Origin of the sequence: Faecalimonas sp. LCP19S3_D12 (assembly GCF_052121495.1) — a bacterium.
GTDB lineage: Bacteria > Bacillota > Clostridia > Lachnospirales > Lachnospiraceae > Faecalimonas.
The window spans coordinates 22,968-40,224 of sequence record NZ_JBQKED010000006.1 but is presented as its reverse complement, the minus strand read 5'-3'; the positions used below and the strand labels follow the sequence as shown (position 1 = coordinate 40,224).

The 17,257-nt window shown below is 41.1% G+C and carries 20 protein-coding genes and 1 pseudogene; 18 read left to right on the top strand and 3 right to left on the bottom strand.

Annotation, left to right across the window (positions count from 1 at the left end; genetic code table 11):
• Nucleotide 1 precedes the first annotated feature (1 nt).
• From ACTQXY_RS03105 to ACTQXY_RS03080, 6 genes are all read left to right on the top strand, one after another.
• On the top strand, nucleotides 2-385 hold the full coding sequence (locus ACTQXY_RS03105; protein ID WP_117788315.1) for a YdcP family protein: 384 nt from the start codon (nucleotides 2-4) through the stop codon (nucleotides 383-385).
• A 107-nt stretch (nucleotides 386-492) separates the two neighbouring features.
• The gene (locus tag ACTQXY_RS03100) at nucleotides 493-735 is read left to right on the top strand and encodes an Imm59 family immunity protein (RefSeq protein ID WP_016728906.1); all 243 of its coding nucleotides are present in this window, start codon (nucleotides 493-495) and stop codon (nucleotides 733-735) included.
• A gap of 106 nt (nucleotides 736-841) precedes the next feature.
• Complete coding sequence (locus ACTQXY_RS03095) at nucleotides 842-1,171, top strand: DUF4274 domain-containing protein (protein ID WP_055169970.1); 330 nt, start codon at nucleotides 842-844, stop codon at nucleotides 1,169-1,171.
• A 53-nt stretch (nucleotides 1,172-1,224) separates the two neighbouring features.
• Nucleotides 1,225-1,962: a hypothetical protein gene (locus ACTQXY_RS03090; RefSeq protein WP_074142322.1), complete on the top strand. Its 738-nt coding sequence runs from the start codon at nucleotides 1,225-1,227 to the stop codon at nucleotides 1,960-1,962.
• 81 nt (nucleotides 1,963-2,043) lie between these two features.
• Nucleotides 2,044-2,607 (top strand): DUF3592 domain-containing protein, encoded by a 564-nt coding sequence (locus tag ACTQXY_RS03085; RefSeq protein ID WP_441658217.1) that lies wholly within the window; start codon nucleotides 2,044-2,046, stop codon nucleotides 2,605-2,607.
• 104 nt (nucleotides 2,608-2,711) lie between these two features.
• Nucleotides 2,712-3,107: a hypothetical protein gene (locus ACTQXY_RS03080; protein WP_441658216.1), complete on the top strand. Its 396-nt coding sequence runs from the start codon at nucleotides 2,712-2,714 to the stop codon at nucleotides 3,105-3,107.
• 121 nt (nucleotides 3,108-3,228) lie between these two features.
• Here the strand turns inward: ACTQXY_RS03080 and ACTQXY_RS03075 are convergent, their stop codons facing one another.
• The 3 genes from ACTQXY_RS03075 to tnpA all read right to left on the bottom strand — a co-directional run bounded on the left by ACTQXY_RS03075 (nucleotide 3,229) and on the right by tnpA (nucleotide 5,748).
• Nucleotides 3,229-4,845, bottom strand: coding sequence for an IS66-like element ISRgn2 family transposase (locus ACTQXY_RS03075; RefSeq protein ID WP_441658215.1), 1,617 nt, complete (start codon nucleotides 4,843-4,845; stop codon nucleotides 3,229-3,231).
• Nucleotides 4,846-4,996: 151 nt separating this feature from the next.
• Nucleotides 4,997-5,341: an IS66 family insertion sequence element accessory protein TnpB gene (gene tnpB / locus ACTQXY_RS03070; protein WP_119636218.1), complete on the bottom strand. Its 345-nt coding sequence runs from the start codon at nucleotides 5,339-5,341 to the stop codon at nucleotides 4,997-4,999.
• The gene (gene tnpA / locus ACTQXY_RS03065) at nucleotides 5,335-5,748 is read right to left on the bottom strand and encodes an IS66 family insertion sequence element accessory protein TnpA (protein ID WP_172590409.1); all 414 of its coding nucleotides are present in this window, start codon (nucleotides 5,746-5,748) and stop codon (nucleotides 5,335-5,337) included. Before tnpA ends, tnpB begins: the two co-directional genes overlap by 7 nt.
• A gap of 201 nt (nucleotides 5,749-5,949) precedes the next feature.
• Between tnpA and ACTQXY_RS03060 the strand changes: the two genes are divergently transcribed.
• The 12 genes and pseudogenes from ACTQXY_RS03060 to ACTQXY_RS03005 all read left to right on the top strand — a co-directional run bounded on the left by ACTQXY_RS03060 (nucleotide 5,950) and on the right by ACTQXY_RS03005 (nucleotide 17,246).
• Nucleotides 5,950-7,344, top strand: coding sequence for an FtsK/SpoIIIE domain-containing protein (locus ACTQXY_RS03060; RefSeq protein WP_441658214.1), 1,395 nt, complete (start codon nucleotides 5,950-5,952; stop codon nucleotides 7,342-7,344).
• 183 nt (nucleotides 7,345-7,527) lie between these two features.
• Nucleotides 7,528-8,724, top strand: coding sequence for a MobT family relaxase (gene mobT, locus ACTQXY_RS03055; protein WP_441658213.1), 1,197 nt, complete (start codon nucleotides 7,528-7,530; stop codon nucleotides 8,722-8,724).
• 33 nt (nucleotides 8,725-8,757) lie between these two features.
• Nucleotides 8,758-8,871: pseudogene (locus ACTQXY_RS03050) on the top strand (DUF3789 domain-containing protein); the annotation flags it as partial.
• Entirely contained in the window at nucleotides 8,872-9,093 is a 222-nt protein-coding gene (locus tag ACTQXY_RS03045; RefSeq protein ID WP_002323342.1) for a hypothetical protein, read from the top strand. It begins immediately after the preceding pseudogene.
• A gap of 36 nt (nucleotides 9,094-9,129) precedes the next feature.
• Complete coding sequence (locus tag ACTQXY_RS03040; protein WP_243132352.1) at nucleotides 9,130-9,708, top strand: transposase; 579 nt, start codon at nucleotides 9,130-9,132, stop codon at nucleotides 9,706-9,708.
• Nucleotides 9,709-9,848: 140 nt separating this feature from the next.
• Nucleotides 9,849-10,145 (top strand): conjugal transfer protein, encoded by a 297-nt coding sequence (locus ACTQXY_RS03035; RefSeq protein WP_083382688.1) that lies wholly within the window; start codon nucleotides 9,849-9,851, stop codon nucleotides 10,143-10,145.
• On the top strand, nucleotides 10,064-10,567 hold the full coding sequence (locus tag ACTQXY_RS03030) for an antirestriction protein ArdA (protein WP_071143764.1): 504 nt from the start codon (nucleotides 10,064-10,066) through the stop codon (nucleotides 10,565-10,567). Before ACTQXY_RS03035 ends, ACTQXY_RS03030 begins: the two co-directional genes overlap by 82 nt.
• A gap of 17 nt (nucleotides 10,568-10,584) precedes the next feature.
• A complete protein-coding gene (locus ACTQXY_RS03025) occupies nucleotides 10,585-11,088 on the top strand; it encodes an antirestriction protein ArdA (protein ID WP_002323345.1) in 504 nt (167 codons plus the stop codon).
• Nucleotides 11,089-11,205: 117 nt separating this feature from the next.
• Nucleotides 11,206-11,604: a conjugal transfer protein gene (locus ACTQXY_RS03020; protein WP_004843362.1), complete on the top strand. Its 399-nt coding sequence runs from the start codon at nucleotides 11,206-11,208 to the stop codon at nucleotides 11,602-11,604.
• Nucleotides 11,582-14,032, top strand: a complete 2,451-nt coding sequence (locus ACTQXY_RS03015; protein WP_441658212.1) for a conjugal transfer ATPase TcpF — start codon at nucleotides 11,582-11,584, stop codon at nucleotides 14,030-14,032. The genes ACTQXY_RS03020 and ACTQXY_RS03015 overlap by 23 nt, the downstream gene beginning before the upstream one ends.
• Nucleotides 14,032-16,242: a CD3337/EF1877 family mobilome membrane protein gene (locus tag ACTQXY_RS03010; RefSeq protein WP_441658211.1), complete on the top strand. Its 2,211-nt coding sequence runs from the start codon at nucleotides 14,032-14,034 to the stop codon at nucleotides 16,240-16,242. The genes ACTQXY_RS03015 and ACTQXY_RS03010 overlap by 1 nt, the downstream gene beginning before the upstream one ends.
• Entirely contained in the window at nucleotides 16,239-17,246 is a 1,008-nt protein-coding gene (locus ACTQXY_RS03005; protein ID WP_441658210.1) for a lysozyme family protein, read from the top strand. Before ACTQXY_RS03010 ends, ACTQXY_RS03005 begins: the two co-directional genes overlap by 4 nt.
• The last annotated feature ends 11 nt before the right edge of the window (nucleotides 17,247-17,257 follow it).

The window sequence follows — 17,257 nt, the reverse complement described above, 5'->3', positions numbered from 1 at the left end:
TATGAGATTATCAAACGGGTTTGTCATTGACAAAGAGAAAACATTTGGAGAATTAAAATTTACAGCGGTGCGTGATGTGTTCTTGCAGAATGAGGACGGGACACCGAGTACCCAACTTAAAAAACGTATCTATGATTTGAAATGCAGTCTGCATGGTGGAATTATCCCCGTGTCTGTACCGCCAGAAGTATCGTTAAGGGAATTTCCGTACAATGCAGTCGTGGAACTTGTCAATCCCGTAGCCGATACGGTATCAAGAAAGACCTATACGGGTGCAGATGTGGACTGGTATGTAAAGGCAGAGGATATTATATTGAAGAATAAAGGCAACCAGAACGCAGGCAGTCCACAGAACCATACACCGCAGGGACAGCCGAAAAAATAGGCTTGCTGAATAGATTTTCATTGTAGCGGATATGTGGAACTGTTATAATATGGATATGAAGAAACGGACAAATTAGAAGTTGTAGTACAAAAATAGGAGCATGAAACATGAACATAAAAGAAGCAATAAAAATGATACAGGACGAGAAATTACAAGGTTATAATATGAATGAAAGGAAAGATGATAGAGAAAATGAAGTTGTGTTAATGCGTGAGAATGATAAGTGGATTGTTTATGCAACAGATGAACGGGCTAGTAAGGTTACAAATTCACAAGATATTTATTTAGATGAGGAAGAAGCCTTAGATGATTTTATTGATAGATTAAGAGCTTTTAATAGATTAAGGTAGCTATGGGAGAATTAAAATGACCGCTAAAAAGATATTTAGTAATTTTCTTTTAAATAGACAACTTCCAGTTTGTAGTGCAGTAAATTAGAATTTGGGAGATATAAAAATGGTATATAATGATTTAAGAAGTAAACTAAATGAATACAACTGGGATGACGGATTTGAAATTCCAAAACAAATACTTGCTGCCCCCAGTTGTGATTTAGCACTAGCATTAGAGATATTTTATTTAAGTGATGGTTATGCTTTCTTAGACGATTCAACAAAGATAACTGACTTAAAAGAATGGGGGAAATTTATTACCGTTCTCTATGATGATATATTGAACAATAAATTCCCAAAGACAAGCACAGCATTTGAAATTCCATTATCTCAAGTTCAAAAATACAAACTTCAGAAAAAAGGTATTTCAAAAATTTTTTTAACTGACTTGTAACTTCCAGTTTGTAGAACTGTATTAAATCATCAAATCACATAGAGGTGGCGATTATGCGATATAAAAAAATTTTATTAGGTGTTATTGCAGGCGTGCTTTGTTTGGGAATATTAAATGGTTGTAGTGGTTATTCGCATGATTTTAACTCTAGTGAAGAAGCACAAAAATATATCTTATCCAAATTAAAGGACAAATACAATGAAGAATTTATCATTACAGAAGTGAAGAAGTATAAAGAAGAAAAAATAGGATTGAACTGGATTATGGCAGAAGTTTCCAGTAAAGAAAATTCTTCTCAAACTGCTACTGTATATACACGAAATACTGGACTTTTTGAGGATAGTTACCATGTTTATTACTTTTCTGATGAAATAAAAGAACTTGCAACTCCTTTATTTCAAGATAAGCCTTTTATAAGAGATTATCAAATTGAAGTTCAAGGGCATACAACCACAACAGAATGGAATGGTAAGGAAAGTGTAGAAGAATATCTGAAAAAAAGAGAATACGAAATAGAAACAAGTATATATCTTAACGAGGGAAAAACAGACGAAGAATATGCAGAAGAAATTTCCTATATCATGCAAGAAATTGTAGAAAGTGCTTTGGTTTTTAATATTTCAGTATATACAAATGATGATAACATTATTTTCTATTCTCTACCAGAACAGCACAGTCAACCAGATGTAGAAGCGATTTTAGAAAAAATGGAAGATGTTAAAAGACAACAAGAAGCAAAAAAAGATTATAAGGAATGGAAAAAACAAAATCAAAATAATGAAAAAGATTAAGAATTAAAAATATCTTGCTTTGACATTAACGCATAGGAAACATAGTAGTAAGTAAGATTGAAGGAAAGGAATAGATAAACAATGGACTTTGAAGGATTAAAATTATTATTTTGTGTAGCAGCTTTTGGTTGGATTGTTTATATGGCTTTTAAACAAAAAATGCATAAGATGGATCCTGAATCATTTAAGTTTCTTGCGTTGATATTCGGTGGGCTTTTATTAGCTTTTATATGTTTTCTTATCCCAGGCGGAGCTAAATATACATTTGTATTAATAGGCGTTACAATAGGAGGAATGATTACGATGATTTTTTATCATAATATTAAATCTGTTGCTATTTGTAATGAAGAAATTATGGGGGTCTATCAAGGCTATAATTCGTATCTAAGTAAAACAGTATCAAGCTATGCTCCTATTTTTAAATACAAGTACAACGGAAAAACATATGTCCGTCAGTGTTCTAACACATATAGCTTTAAGAAATTAGATAAGGACATGGTTAAGGGAAATGAATATCGTATATATATAAACCCTAAAAATCCATCATCTTTCGTACTTAACAAAAAAGTCGGTATCAAAAATGTAATGTGTATGATTTTTGGAGTAATGTGTATTTTTGTCGGTTTATCTGCGTTATTCGTTTAAACATATTTTTATAATGGTATGATATTTATTGTAATCGTTTTTTTCAAATGATAAAATGAGAATAACCATTTATGACAAATTAAATTTTACAGGAGGATATTAAAATGCTAAAAGAACAAGATATTAGAGAATATCTAAAGAAGAAGGATATTGCATTTAATGAAAATTCATCTATTATTGGAGTTATATTTCCGAGTAAATTCACATATGCTCTTGGACCGATTGCTACTGCTCTTTCAATGCAGTATTACGCAATAAACTTTAGTGATAGTGGTATTGCTATTATCGGTTTAAATAATGTAACGGGCAAATTAGAAGATGAAGCATTTCTTTTCGTTTCTAAGGAAGAAATAGCAAGCACTAAATTCAATAAAAAGTTGATGTCTTACGAATTAGAAATTACTACATCAAAGGGTACATTAGCTTTTAAAGTGAACAAAACAATGGTGGGTGCTTCATGGCATAAAGAAAATTTAGCTACAATTTTAAAAAGTTTATAAGTTTTTCAAAAATTCATATCTATACATATAAAGCAGTTAGTCTGTAAGCGCAAAATATTGCTACGCTGCCCATGAATTACTCTTGCACCAAAATGATAGATGCAAGCGTTTTGCTCTATGTTTAGTTTTGACAGTTTGCTTTCGCAGTCTCGCTCCATGGGGCAAGCTGTTCCAGCTGTTCATTTGACATTTTATCGTCTGGCCGCTGTGATAAGAGGTATGTCAGATATTTGTAGGTATTCAGGTCATTCGCTTTTGCCATCTCAACCATTGTATACACAATAGCACTAGAGGCCGCTCCCTTCGGACTGGCACTGAACAGCCAGTTCCTCCGACCAACAGTGAATGGTCTGATTGCATTCTCGCTAAGATTGTTGGATAAACTGCAATGACCATCTTCCAGATAGGTCATCAGGGTGTCTTTCCGATTTTGGGCATAGTTCACCGCTTTCGCCAAACGGGTTCCCTTGTTTGGACGCTGTTGATCCAGCCAAATCCAGAATGCCTCCAGTATCGGCTTCTCCTTTTCAAGACGGAACTGTTTTCTCTGCTCCGCAGGATGATTTTTTGCTTTTGAGTACCGCTCACAATCAAACAGCTTGGAGCAAAATTGTACTCCCTGCACCGCCGGAAGGCTGTAATCATACTCTTTCCCTTTCGGTATGGCATCTGTGAAATAACGTCTCACATGTGCCCAGCAAGAGCAGCGTTTGATATCCGGCAGATTGTTATAACCCTGGTATCCGTCGGTCTCCAGATATCCACGGAACCCCTGCAGGAAAGATGCTGCATGGAACTTTGCCCTTGTCTCTGTGTAATGATAGAGCAGGATCGGCGGAAGCCCATCTTCTCCACTGCGGAAGAGCCACATCCAGGAATCTGTTTCAGGATTGCGCTCCGGCTCATTCAGTACCTGAACCCGAGTTTCATCTGCCATCAGATATTTACGCATCCGTAACTGACGGTGAAAATAATCATAAACATGGCAGAGGTAATTCTCGGTACAGTAAATGATCCAGTTAGCAAGCGTAGCCCGGCTCAATGGGACACCCAGCTGCTTCCATTCCGATTCCTGCCGGTTTAATGGCAGACCATTCTGGTACTTCTGGTGCATTGCCCATCCTACAACGGATTCCGATGCATAACTTTCCGGGATCAATGGTTCCTGAACAGGCGCTTTGACAAATGTCTGATCATCCGGGTGTTCCTCTGATATGGCACACTCCGGGCATTTATAGGTTTCACGATAGATATTTACTACTTTCCCTTTGGCAGGGGTAAACCGGAATTCATGGCGGACGAATTCTTTCCCAATACATTCCATCTGCGTTCCGCAGGTTGGACAGTTCCGCTCCTCCTCCGGAAGAGAAATGATCTCGTCGCAGGAAGGAACATTTTTAAAGAGATCCGCATGTGTCCGTCGTGCTTTTCGCTTATGTTCCGGAACAGTGATGTCATCAGGAAGTTCCTGTTTCCATGTCGGATCTGCTTCCTGCTCGGCTTCATCAAAAAGATTCAGCTGACCATCGATATCTTTCCGTTTTTCACTGGAAGTACCAAAGAGCTTCTTCGTGAGATATTCAATCTGCTGACGAAGATTTTCTTTTTCCAGACGGTCTGCTTCCAATGTTTTTTGTAAAGACTGGATCAGTTCTGTCTGTGCGGAAATCGTTTTATTCAGTTGGTTGATCATGTCCTTGTACGCAAGGATTTTTGAATCTTTTGAATTACCAGCCATATGTCTTTTGCTCCTTTTTTACTGCTCTTATTATACCATAAAAAGCAATGAAAAAGAAGCAGAAAACCCAGTATTTACAAGGGATTGCAGACATGATACAGGGTGTGGAAAGCTCTCCATTTTTGTTGGCTGGCATAGAGGTTTTACACAATCATTCCGTAGGTTTGAATGCTTTTGGTTGTTCGATTTCAAGACCGGACATGAGCCAGTCGAATTGCTGCCAGGTCAGTTGCTTTACTTCCAACTGATTTCTGGGCCAGCGGAATCTGCCCTGGACTTCCATACGTTTATACAGCAACACAAATCCGTCAGATTCCCAAAGCAAAGCTTTGATCCTGTCACAACGTTTTCCACAGAAAAGATACAGGGCGCTTCGCCTTGGATCCATATGGAGTTGATTCTCTACAATAGCACACAGCCCGTCAATGGATTTCCGCATATCCGTTCTGCCTGTTACGATATAGATTTCATCGGCGGCTGTGATATCCCCTAACATTCCAACTCCTTCACAATGCGAAGCGTTTGAGCCAGAAGCTGAGGATCTGTTCCATTTGGTATTGTTAGATGCAAACTTCCTACAGACAGCTTCATTGGCTCTGCTACGGAAAGGTTATTTTTTTCCGTAGCTACCGGAATCACATTTAATGGCTGTTCATATGGGAGCGGGTCAGTATCATGAAAATCCACTCTGACAACTTCCTGGCTTTCCGGTGCACGATAGCTGCGTCCGGTTGACGCTGGCAAATCCACACAACCTTTCTGACGCAGCCTTTTTACCCAGTTGTAAAAAGTTCCCGGTTTAATGTCATGTTCCACACACCATTGATGATCTGTCAACCCACTTTGACGGCATTCCATGATGAGACGGTATTGTTCTTCGGTAGGTATTCTTTTGCTTCTCATGAGCACACCTCCATAAATCGGATAGAGTAAAATGCTCGCATCTATCATTTCTAGCAAGAGAAGATGAAGTGAAATGCTTGCATTTTCTATTGATTATTATGGAATGATTTTTAGGGCAACACAATCCGTCGAATTATTTTGCGCTTACGTTAGTCTTAGGATTGACTGCTTTTTTCATACCCAGAAAGGAGTGAACGATTTATGCGTAAGATTTTGAACAAAGGACACCGTATCAGAGCCAGCGACAAGCACCTTGTTTACCACTTTTCCATAGGGACGCTTCTGTTTGTATTTATGGCGGTTCTTTTGCTACTGAATATCAAACAGCTCATGCGTACCGATTGGGAGCATTTCAGCTTGTTAGAGAACGGCTTGACGCTTTCCACATACAACTTCATAACCATACTGATAGCGACTGGTGTTTGTGCATTGGTCGCTTTTCTGTATTACCGCTTCTGTTACGACAGTTTCAAGAAGCTCCTGCACCGTCAAAAGTTGGCAAGAATGATACTAGAAAATAAGTGGTATGAAGCCGATACCGTACAAGACAGCGGTTTTTTTACTGACCTGCAAAGCAGATCAAGGGAAAAAATCGTCTGGTTTCCAAAAATTTATTATCAAATGGAAAAAGGACTGCTTCATATCCGCTGTGAAATCACGCTGGGAAAATATCAAGACCAGCTTTTACGGTTAGAGGATAAATTGGAAAGTGGCTTGTATTGTGAGCTGACCGACAAGACCCTGCATGACGGCTATATCGAATATACCCTGCTTTATGATATGATAGCGAACCGAATTACCATTGATGAAGTACGGGCAGAAAACGGCTGTCTTAGATTGATGAAAAATCTTGTCTGGGAATATGACGCACTTCCTCATGCTCTGATTGCTGGTGGGACTGGTGGCGGTAAAACTTATTTTCTGCTGACGCTCATTGAAGCCTTATTGCATACCAACGCTGTCCTTTATATCTTAGACCCGAAGAACGGTGACCTTGCGGACTTGGGAACAGTCATGGGGAATGTGTATCACACCAAAGAAGAAATGATAGATTGCGTCAATGCCTTTTATGAGGGCATGGTACAGCGAAGTGAGGAAATGAAGCGATACCCGAACTATAAGACGGGCGAAAACTACGCCTATCTGGAACTGCCACCCTGCTTTCTTATCTTTGATGAATATGTGGCGTTTTTTGAAATGCTAGGGACAAAAGAAAGCGTGAGCCTACTTAGCCAGTTAAAGAAAATCGTTATGTTAGGGCGACAAGCAGGTTATTTCCTTATCGTTGCCTGCCAGCGTCCAGACGCAAAGTATTTCTCGGACGGTATCAGAGATAACTTCAATTTCCGTGTGGGACTTGGGCGTATCAGCGAATTAGGTTACGGTATGCTGTTCGGTTCTGATGTGAAAAAGCAGTTTTTCCAGAAGTGTATCAAGGGGCGTGGCTATTGTGATGTGGGAACAAGCGTGATAAGCGAATTTTACACGCCTTTAGTCCCGAAAGAACATGATTTTTTGCAGACTATCGGCTCTCTTGCACAAGCAAGGCAGGACGGGACGGCGACGTGCGAAGCGAAAGGCGACGGCACGGACTAGCCGTTGCTGGTGTGGCGTTAGCCACGCCAGCAGGTAAAACCCCTCGGTATCTAACAGAGGGGTACGTTTGCAAATAGACAATAGACAAAAAACATAGGAAACATAAGGCTTCTGGCATGATTTTCTAGCAAAAATCGGCTGTGAAGTCGTCTTAAAAAACTTCACACTTGACAGATTGGGGGTATGGTTCTGAATGAAGAACAATGGATAAAAGAATTACGTGAGAAACGGATTGCTTACGGTATCTCACAAGGCAGGCTGGCGGTGGCTTCTGGTATCACAAGAGAATATCTCAATAAGATAGAAAGCGGAAAAATGAAGCCGTCAAAGGAGCTTTTGGAAACTCTGCATAAAGAACTGGCAAGGTTCAATCCAGAAGCACCGCTTACTATGCTGTTTGATTATGTGAAAATTCGTTTTCCCACGCTGGATATACAGCACATCATCAAAAATATATTAAAACTGAATATCAATTATATGCTCCATGAAGATTACGGACATTACAGTTATACGGAGCATTATTCTTTAGGGGACATCTTTATCTATACGTCGGCTGACGAAGAAAAAGGTGTCCTTTTAGAGTTAAAGGGGCGTGGTTGCAGACAGTTTGAAAGTTACCTGCTGGCACAGCAAAGAAGCTGGTATGACTTTCTCATGGACGCACTCATAGACGGTGGTGTGATGAAGCGTATCGACCTTGCTATCAACGACCATACGGGCATTTTGGATATTCCAGAGCTTGCGGAAAAATGCAGGAAACGGGAATATATCGGAAAGTCCAGAAGCTATAAGTTTTATCAGTCGGGCGAGCTTATCAAGCACAGAGAGGACGACAGAGAATATATGGGACGTACCCTTTATCTTGGTTCGCTGAAATCAGATGTGTATTTCTGTATCTATGAAAAAGACTATGAGCAGTACGTCAAGCTGGGGACACCGCTTGAAGAAGCCGACATTATCAACCGTTTTGAGATACGGCTTAGAAATGAACGTGCCTATTATGCAGTACGAGATTTGCTGACCTATTATGACGCAGAGCAGACCGCCTTTTCTATTATCAACCAGTATGTGCGGTTTGTTGATGAAGAACCCGACAAGCGAAAAAATGACTGGAAACTCAATGACCGCTGGGCTTGGTTTATCGGCGATAACAGACAGAGTTTGAAGCTGACGACAAAGCCAGAGCCTTACACCTTAGACCGTACATTGCGTTGGGTACAAAGGCAGGTAGCACCGACCTTGAAAATGCTGAAAAAGATTGATAAAGGAAATGGGACAGACTACATGGAAACAATCGAACAGCAGGCAAAGCTCACAGAAAAGCATGAAATGATAATCAAACAGCAGACGACCCCTGCAAAAGATTTGGTGGAAAGTTAGGAGTGATAAAAAATGTGGGTATTATTAAAAGACTTCCTGCTGGTATCTATGGGAATGGGTATCGGCGTAGTCTTGATGTGTATTTTGAATGTCGGCAAAGAAGCTGACTATGAAATGAAACAATTAAAAGAAAGCGAGGACAATTAAATGAATTTCGGACAAAATTTGTATCAATGGTTTTTATCAAATGCACAGAGCTTAGTGCTTATGGCGATTGTGGTTATCGGTATCTACTTAGGGTTCAAGCGTGAGTTTTCCAAACTTATCGGCTTCTTGGTAGTTGCCTTGATTGCTGTCGGCTTGGTATTCAATGCTGGCGGTGTGAAAGATGTACTGTTAGAGCTGTTCAATAAGATTATTGGTGCATAAAATTTTATTGTAGTGTTAATATACGAATGGTATAATATGGATATGAAAAAAGCGACAAACTTGAAGATATACAATAGAGAGCGTGATGAAATGACGGATATTAGTGGTATTTTTTCAATAGGTAGTAGTACAAACCCTCAATGGATTTCATTATGTGGACATTTGGAAGCCATTATTGGAAATTATTTTCTTTCACAGGCGGGAAATCCAGAAGCATATTGGTATGCTATATACTATGACTCAACAATAGACAGATATAATGAATGTGTGGAAATAACAGATAAGAATTTAATTGGTTATGTTTATTGTGATGATAGAGTAGCCTTTGTTTTGAACAGTTTCCTTGAAAAATTTATAAACGATACTGTAGATTATGATATTCATTATGTCGGCGTAGATTCTTTAGATAAAGAATGTATTGAATGCAGAAGATACACTGATTATTGTGAGCATATTTTACCTGCTTTCTGGATAGATGACGATTTTTTGAATAATGAAAAACTTGCGTTTGATTATGAAAAATTTGAACTGATAGATGCTGGAGTTAAATATCTTAATCCCAAGCATTTTTCTGTAAAAAACTTTGTAATGTATTGCAGATTTGATAAAAAGTGAGATTACAGTATAATAAAAGATATTTCTTTCGTTGTTAGCGACAAATTCTAGTTTTACAATTTTATATCCATACACACAAAGCAGTTAGTCTTAGGATTGACTGCTTTTTTCTTACTAAAATTTTAGATTGGAGTGATGAAATGAACAATATTTTTAAGGATATGCAGGAAAAAATCGGTTGTGAATACATTTCTGACCTGCCCTCTTACAAGCGTAAGGTGTGGCAGGAAATGAAACAGCTGAACCCTGCCGACTATGAAGAAAGACAGTTAGAAGATTTTTCAAAGTATGTGTTTGGTATGTCGTACCAGACCTTAAAAGATGTGATGAAACAACAGAAAGGACGTGAGGAACAATGCAGGAAACAAGGGTGCTGGTGGAAACGAGAGGAACAGCTGGCGAAGAAACAACATCATACTGGTTCGACCTGCCGATAGAGGTTGCCGAGTTTGAAGAAAAGTTAGGTGTCGGTGCAGAAAGTGGGGATTACCGCATTATCGAAAAGGTGTTGCCTTATGCTGATGAAGTTCACGAACATACAAGCGTGTATCAGCTTAACGAATTAGATTTTATGTACCGCCAGCTTTCAAGTGATATGCAGGAAGAATATGTATCACTACTTACGGTGTTTGAGAATTTAGAAGCACTTTATATTTGCAGGAACGTGATTACCGTTTATCCAGACTGCAAAAGCATGATAGATGTTGCAAGGCAAAAGCTGATGAACGACCCGACGTTCAAACATCTGTCCGAGGACTGTCAAGAATACTATTTTGACTTTGAAGCCTACGCTTCTCACTTGCAGGAACACGGGAAATTTTTAGTAACAGAACACGGTATCTTTGAACTGCCAGAGTAGGAAATGAGGTGGTGCTTATAATTGATGATATGGCGGTTTATATTGCTAATCTTGGTAAATACAATGAGGGTTATTTAGTCGGTGCTTGGTTCACGTTCCCCATTGACGAAGAAGATGTGAAAGAAAAAATCGGCTTGAATGAACAGTATGAGGAATACGCAATCCATGATACCGACAACTTCCCGATTGCGATTGGCGAGTATGTTTCCATTGAAGAACTCAATGAGATGTATGAAATGATAGAGGAACTTCCCGACTATATCGTAGAGTGTCTGGACGAATTTATCAGCCACTACGGGACGCTGGAAGAAGTCGTGGAACACAAGGACGATATTTATTATTATCCCGACTGTGAAACCATGACAGACGTTGCCTACTACTACATAGACGAATTGCAGGCACTTGGCGACATTCCACCCAGCTTACAGAACTACATTGACTATGAAGCCTACGGGCGAGATTTGGATATGGGCGGTTGCTTTATTGAAACAAGCCGAGGTATGTGCGAGATACCATATTAACGCTGGAAGATCAGCAACGGCATGGTTGCTACTGACAGCGTATTTCTCTTTTAAGGGACAGTCTGAAACATGGCTGTCCTTTTCTCATTTAGAACTTACGAAAGGAGCTGAAAGAACTTGAAAAAGATTAAATCTTATACGGGTATCTGGAACGTGGAAAAAGTCTTGTATGCAATCAATGACTTTAACTTACCCTTTCCCGTTACTTTTACACAGATTACATGGTTTGTGATTACGGAATTTATCATCATTCTGTTTGGGGATATTCCCCCACTTTCCATGATTGAGGGAGCATTTCTCAAATACTTCGGTATTCCCGTTGCTCTCACTTGGTTTATGTCGCAGAAAACCTTTGACGGAAAGAAGCCGTACAGCTTTTTGAAATCACAGATAACCTATGCCCTGCGACCGAAAATCACTTATGCAGGAAAAGCCGTAAAACTGCATAAGCAGACCTTGAATGAAACAATCACGGCAGTAAGGAGTGTGAACTATGTTCCCGATAAAATATATTGACAATAACCTTGTCTGGAACAAGGACAATGAGGTGTTCGCCTACTATGAGCTGATACCGTACAACTATTCTTTTCTATCCGCAGAGCAGAAATTTATCGTGCATGACAGTTTTCGACAGCTAATCGCACAGTCCCGTGAGGGAAAAATTCATGCGTTGCAGATTGCCACAGAAAGCTCCATTAGAAGTATGCAGGAGCAGTCAAAGAAACTGGTAACGGGCAAACTTCGTGAGATGGCAGTCCAAAAAATAGACGAACAGACCGAAGCGTTAGTATCAATGATTGGGGACAATCAAGTGGACTACCGCTTTTTTCTTGGCTTTAAGCTCATGGTTACGGAAGAACAGCTCAATCTGAAGAACATCAAAAAATCGGCATGGCTGACGTTCAAGGAATTTCTTCATGAAGTGAACCACACGCTGATGAATGATTTTGTTTCCATGCCGAATGATGAAGTCAACCGTTACATGAAAATGGAAAAGTTACTGGAAAATAAAATCTCCCGTCGCTTTAAGGTGCGTCGCTTGGAAATCAATGACTTTGGCTATCTCATGGAAGATCTTTACGGCAGGGACGGTATCGCTTATGAAGATTATGAGTACCAGCTACCAAAGAAGAAATTGCAGAAAGAAACGCTGATAAAATACTACGACCTTATCCGCCCGACAAGGTGTGTGATTGAGGAAAGCCAGCGGTATTTACGCTTGGAACATGAGGACAAGGAAAGCTATGTGTCCTATTTTACTGTCAATGCGATTGTAGGCGAGCTTGATTTTCCGTCAAGTGAAATCTTCTATTTTCAGCAACAGCAATTCACATTCCCCGTTGATACTTCTATGAATGTAGAAATCGTGGAAAATCGAAAAGCATTAACAACCGTCCGCAACAAGAAAAAGGAATTGAAAGATTTGGACAATCACGCCTATCAAGCAGGAAGTGAAACCAGCTCAAATGTGGTGGACGCATTAGACAGCGTGGACGAGCTGGAAACGGACTTAGACCAGAGTAAAGAAAGTATGTATAAGTTAAGCTACGTGATACGGGTGTCTGCACCCGATCTTGACGAGCTGAAACGCCGTTGTGATGAAGTCAAGGACTTTTACGACGACCTCAATGTAAAGCTGGTGCGTCCTGCTGGGGATATGCTGGGGCTTCATTCTGAATTTTTACCTGCCAGCAAGCGATATATCAATGACTATGTGCAGTATGTAAAATCAGACTTCTTGGCAGGGCTTGGCTTTGGTGCGACCCAGCAGTTAGGGGAAACTACGGGTATCTATATGGGCTATTCCGTTGATACGGGAAGAAATGTGTACCTGCAACCGTCCCTTGCCAGTCAAGGTGTAAAAGGTACAGTTACCAACGCTTTAGCGTCTGCTTTTGTCGGTTCGCTTGGCGGTGGGAAATCGTTCTGTAACAATCTTCTGGTATATTACGCGGTGCTGTTTGGCGGTCAAGCACTTCTGTTAGACCCTAAAAGTGAGCGTGGCAACTGGAAAGAAACACTTCCAGAAATCGCCCATGAAATCAATATCGTAAACCTAACAAGCGATAAAGGCAATGCAGGACTTCTTGACCCGTTTGTGATTATGAAGAATGTAAAAGACGCTGAAAGTCTGGCAATCGACATCTTAACATTCCTTACGGGTATTTCCTCTAGGGACGGCGAAAAATTTCCTGTGTTACGTAAGGCGGTTCGTTCCGTTACCCAGAGCGACAAACGAGGCTTGCTCCATGTGATAGACGAGCTACGCCGTGAAGATACGCCCATAGCAAGAAATATCGCAGACCATATCGACAGCTTCACGGACTACGACTTTGCACACCTGCTGTTTTCAGACGGTACGGTAGAAAATGCAATCAGTCTGGATAACCAACTCAATATCATTCAAGTAGCGGACTTAGTATTGCCAGATAAGGACACGACCTTTGAGGAATACACGACCATTGAATTATTGTCGGTGTCTATGCTGATTGTGATTAGTACCTTTGCCCTTGATTTTATCCATTCGGACAGAAGCATTTTTAAGATTGTCGATTTGGACGAAGCGTGGGCGTTCTTAAACGTGGCACAAGGCGAAACCTTATCAAATAAGCTGGTGCGTGCTGGACGAGCTATGCAGGCAGGCGTTTATTTCGTTACCCAGTCTGCCTATGACGTGTCAAAGGAAAGTCTGAAAAACAATATCGGCTTAAAGTTTGCATTTAGAAGCACGGATATAAACGAGATAAAGCAGACCTTAGAGTTTTTCGGTATCGACAAGGACGATGAGAACAACCAGAAACGCTTGCGTGATTTGGAGAACGGACAATGTTTATTGCAGGACTTATACGGGCGTGTCGGTGTGGTGCAGATACACCCAGTCTTTGAAGAACTGCTACACGCCTTTGATACCAGACCGCCCGTGCAGAGAAATGAGGTGGAGTGATGAAAGAAAGGATAAAAGGTGCGTTCACAAAAAAGAAGATTTTCCACTTTCTCAAAATGGCTATGTTTGTCGTGGCACTCTCCCTTATCCTGCTTTCACTTCTGGGGACGGTGGCTCATGCGACGGGGCTTGTGGACGATACCATAAACGCAGAAAATCTATACTCAAAATATCCCCTTTCCAACTACCAGCTTGATTTTTATGTGGATAATAGCTGGTCGTGGTTGCCGTGGAACTGGCTGGACGGGATTGGAAAATCGGTGCAGTACGGGCTTTACTGCATTACCAATTTTGTCTGGACGATAAGCCTTTATTTAAGCAATGCTACGGGCTATGTGGTGCAGGAAGCCTATAAGCTGGACTTCATCAATGATATGGCAGACAGTATCGGAAAAAGCATACAGACCCTTGCAGGCGTAACACAGAACGGTTTTTCCAGCTCTGGCTTTTATGTCGGTTTCCTGCTTCTCATTATCTTAGTGGTGGGACTTTATGTTGCCTATACAGGACTGATAAAACGGGAAACCAGCAAGGCACTTCACGCTGTTATCAACTTTGTGGTGGTGTTCATTCTGTCCGCTTCATTTATTGCCTACGCTCCCGACTACATCAAGAAGATAAATGAATTTTCATCAGACATCAGCACCGCTTCTTTGGACTTGGGAACAAAAATCATGCTCCCCAACTCTGACAGTGAGGGTAAAGACAGCGTGGACTTGATACGGGACAGCTTATTTTCTATTCAAGTAGAACAGCCGTGGCTACTCTTACAATTCGGGAACAGCAACGCAGAAGAAATCGGTACAGACCGTGTGGAAGCTCTGGTATCGGCAAGTCCAGAGGACGAGGACGGGAAAACCAGAGAGGAAGTCGTGAAAACAGAGATTGAGGACAACGACAACAACAATCTGACAATACCGCAGGTAGTGAACCGTTTGGGTATGGTGTTTTTCCTCTTGTTCTTCAACTTAGGTATCACGATATTTGTATTCTTGCTTACGGGTATGATGTTGTTCAGCCAGATACTTTTTATTATCTTCGCTATGTTCCTGCCTATTAGTTTCTTGCTCTCTATGATACCGAGCTATGAAAGCATGGCAAAGCAGGCAATCGTAAGGGTATTTAATACCATAATGACACGGGCAGGAATAACGCTCATTGTAACGGTGGCGTTCAGTATTTCCAGTATGTTTTATAACATTTCCACGGACTATCCGTTCTTTATGGTGGCGTTCTTGCAGATAGTATGTTTCGCTGGTATCTATATGAAGCTGGGCGACTTAATGAGTATGTTCTCTTTGAATGCTAATGACAGTCAAAGCATGGGACGCAGGATTTTCCGTAGACCGTATCTGTTTATGCGACATAGGGCTAGGCGTATGGAACACCGTATTGCAAGGGCAGTAAGTGCTGGCGGTATTTCGGGTGGTGTGGCTGGTGCGGTGGCTGGAAGTGCCGTTGCTGGCAAACGAGCGGAAAGAAAAAATACAGCTTCTAAAGAAAATCGGGGCAATACCACTTCCAGCATGGGACAGCGAGCAGGCTCAAGGGTGGGTGCTGTCTTAGATACGAAAAATAAAGTGAAAGACAAGGCAAATGCTGTCAAAGAAAATATCAAAGATATGCCGACACAGACCGCTTATGCGGTGTATTCCGCAAAGGAAAAGGCAAAGTCCAGCGTATCAGATTTCAAGCGTGGCATGGTGCAGGAACAGCAGTCCAGACAGACGGGACGATTGGAAAAGCAGGAGCAACGCAGGCAGAATATTGCTGACAAGCGTATGGAGCTTCAAAAAGCACAAGAAGCAAGGCAGGCACAGCGAAAGGCTGACGGATCAGCAACAACGGGAGCTACCAGTCCCCATGAGCGACCAGCCACAGCTTCAACCATTCCAAAGCCGAGTGTGGAAAAAATGCAGGAAGTCAAACGCCCTGCCACAGCGACCACTTCAAAGATAAGTGAGCCAGTCAAGACAAGTGTTATCAAAGAGCGTCCGTTATCTTCTGGTGCTTCTGATAGAAAAGCGTCCCAGCCTATACAGCCAGCACATAGGCAGAATGTAGAAAAAGTGGTATCGCAGGAAACACGCCAGAATTACAAAGCAGAGCGTACCACAAAGGCACAGACCTTTGAACAATCAAAGCGTACAACGGAACATACCGAAAAGAACCGTAACCTTGTAATGAAGAAAGGACAGAAGAAAAAATGAAACTGAAACATATCGCTCTTATTGGCAGTCTGTTTCCTATCCTCTTTTCTCTGGTGCTGTTCTTTGGTGTCCTCATTAGTGCGGACAGCGACGACGAAAACAGCAACTTTTCTTCTGGCATTACGGGTATGAATTTATCCGCAGAAGTTTTGAAACATCAGCCTATGGTGGAAAAATACGCCAGAGAAAACGGTATCTCCGAGTATGTCAATGTGCTACTTGCTATCATTCAAGTAGAAAGTGGCGGTACGGCAGAAGATGTTATGCAGAGTTCGGAAAGTTTGGGACTACCACCCAACTCTTTAGATACAGAAAGTTCAATCAAGCAGGGGTGTAAATATTTTGCGTCCCTGCTTTCTTCCTGCCAAAATCAAGGTATCGACGACTTGAATGTAGCGATACAGTCCTATAACTATGGCGGTGGTTATGTGGGATATGTGGCAGGAAAAGGAAAGAAATATACCTTTAATCTTGCAGAAAATTTTGCCCGTGAGAAGTCGGGCGGTAAAAAAGTAACCTACACCAACCCGATAGCCGTTGCGAAGAACGGGGGCTGGCGGTATGGCTATGGAAATATGTTCTACGTCGAATTAGTCAATCAATATCTAACTGTTCCGCAGATGTCGGGAGAGCTGGCACAAAAGGTAATGAATGAAGCATTGAAATATCAAGGCTGGAAGTATGTGTATGGTGGTTCTTCTCCTACGACTTCCTTTGACTGCTCGGGACTGACGCAATGGTGTTATGGAAAAGCTGGTATCTCCTTACCGAGAACAGCACAAGCACAATATGACGCTACCCAACATCTTCCGCTTTCGCAGGCAAAGGCTGGCGATTTGGTGTTTTTCCATTCTACCTATAACGCTGGTACTTATGTAACGCACGTTGCAATTTATGTAGGGAATAACCAGATATATCATGCAGGCGACCCGATAGGATATGCAGACCTAAGTAGTAGTTACTGGCAACAGCACTTAATCGGTGCAGGACGAGTAAAACAATAGAAAGGACTTGA

Bases quoted from the DNA above. Each gene is read 5' to 3' on its own strand.
- ACTQXY_RS03105 (WP_117788315.1), top strand. From the start codon at position 2: ATGAGATTATCAAACGGGTTTGTCATTGACAAAGAGAAAACATTTGGA.
- ACTQXY_RS03100 (WP_016728906.1), top strand. From the start codon at position 493: ATGAACATAAAAGAAGCAATAAAAATGATACAGGACGAGAAATTACAA.
- ACTQXY_RS03095 (WP_055169970.1), top strand. From the start codon at position 842: ATGGTATATAATGATTTAAGAAGTAAACTAAATGAATACAACTGGGAT.
- ACTQXY_RS03090 (WP_074142322.1), top strand. From the start codon at position 1,225: ATGCGATATAAAAAAATTTTATTAGGTGTTATTGCAGGCGTGCTTTGT.
- ACTQXY_RS03085 (WP_441658217.1), top strand. From the start codon at position 2,044: ATGGACTTTGAAGGATTAAAATTATTATTTTGTGTAGCAGCTTTTGGT.
- ACTQXY_RS03080 (WP_441658216.1), top strand. From the start codon at position 2,712: ATGCTAAAAGAACAAGATATTAGAGAATATCTAAAGAAGAAGGATATT.
- ACTQXY_RS03075 (WP_441658215.1), bottom strand. From the start codon at position 4,845: ATGGCTGGTAATTCAAAAGATTCAAAAATCCTTGCGTACAAGGACATG.
- tnpB (WP_119636218.1), bottom strand. From the start codon at position 5,341: ATGTTAGGGGATATCACAGCCGCCGATGAAATCTATATCGTAACAGGC.
- tnpA (WP_172590409.1), bottom strand. From the start codon at position 5,748: ATGAGAAGCAAAAGAATACCTACCGAAGAACAATACCGTCTCATCATG.
- ACTQXY_RS03060 (WP_441658214.1), top strand. From the start codon at position 5,950: ATGCGTAAGATTTTGAACAAAGGACACCGTATCAGAGCCAGCGACAAG.
- mobT (WP_441658213.1), top strand. From the start codon at position 7,528: ATGGTTCTGAATGAAGAACAATGGATAAAAGAATTACGTGAGAAACGG.
- ACTQXY_RS03045 (WP_002323342.1), top strand. From the start codon at position 8,872: ATGAATTTCGGACAAAATTTGTATCAATGGTTTTTATCAAATGCACAG.
- ACTQXY_RS03040 (WP_243132352.1), top strand. From the start codon at position 9,130: ATGGATATGAAAAAAGCGACAAACTTGAAGATATACAATAGAGAGCGT.
- ACTQXY_RS03035 (WP_083382688.1), top strand. From the start codon at position 9,849: ATGAACAATATTTTTAAGGATATGCAGGAAAAAATCGGTTGTGAATAC.
- ACTQXY_RS03030 (WP_071143764.1), top strand. From the start codon at position 10,064: ATGCAGGAAACAAGGGTGCTGGTGGAAACGAGAGGAACAGCTGGCGAA.
- ACTQXY_RS03015 (WP_441658212.1), top strand. From the start codon at position 11,582: ATGTTCCCGATAAAATATATTGACAATAACCTTGTCTGGAACAAGGAC.
- ACTQXY_RS03010 (WP_441658211.1), top strand. From the start codon at position 14,032: ATGAAAGAAAGGATAAAAGGTGCGTTCACAAAAAAGAAGATTTTCCAC.
- ACTQXY_RS03005 (WP_441658210.1), top strand. From the start codon at position 16,239: ATGAAACTGAAACATATCGCTCTTATTGGCAGTCTGTTTCCTATCCTC.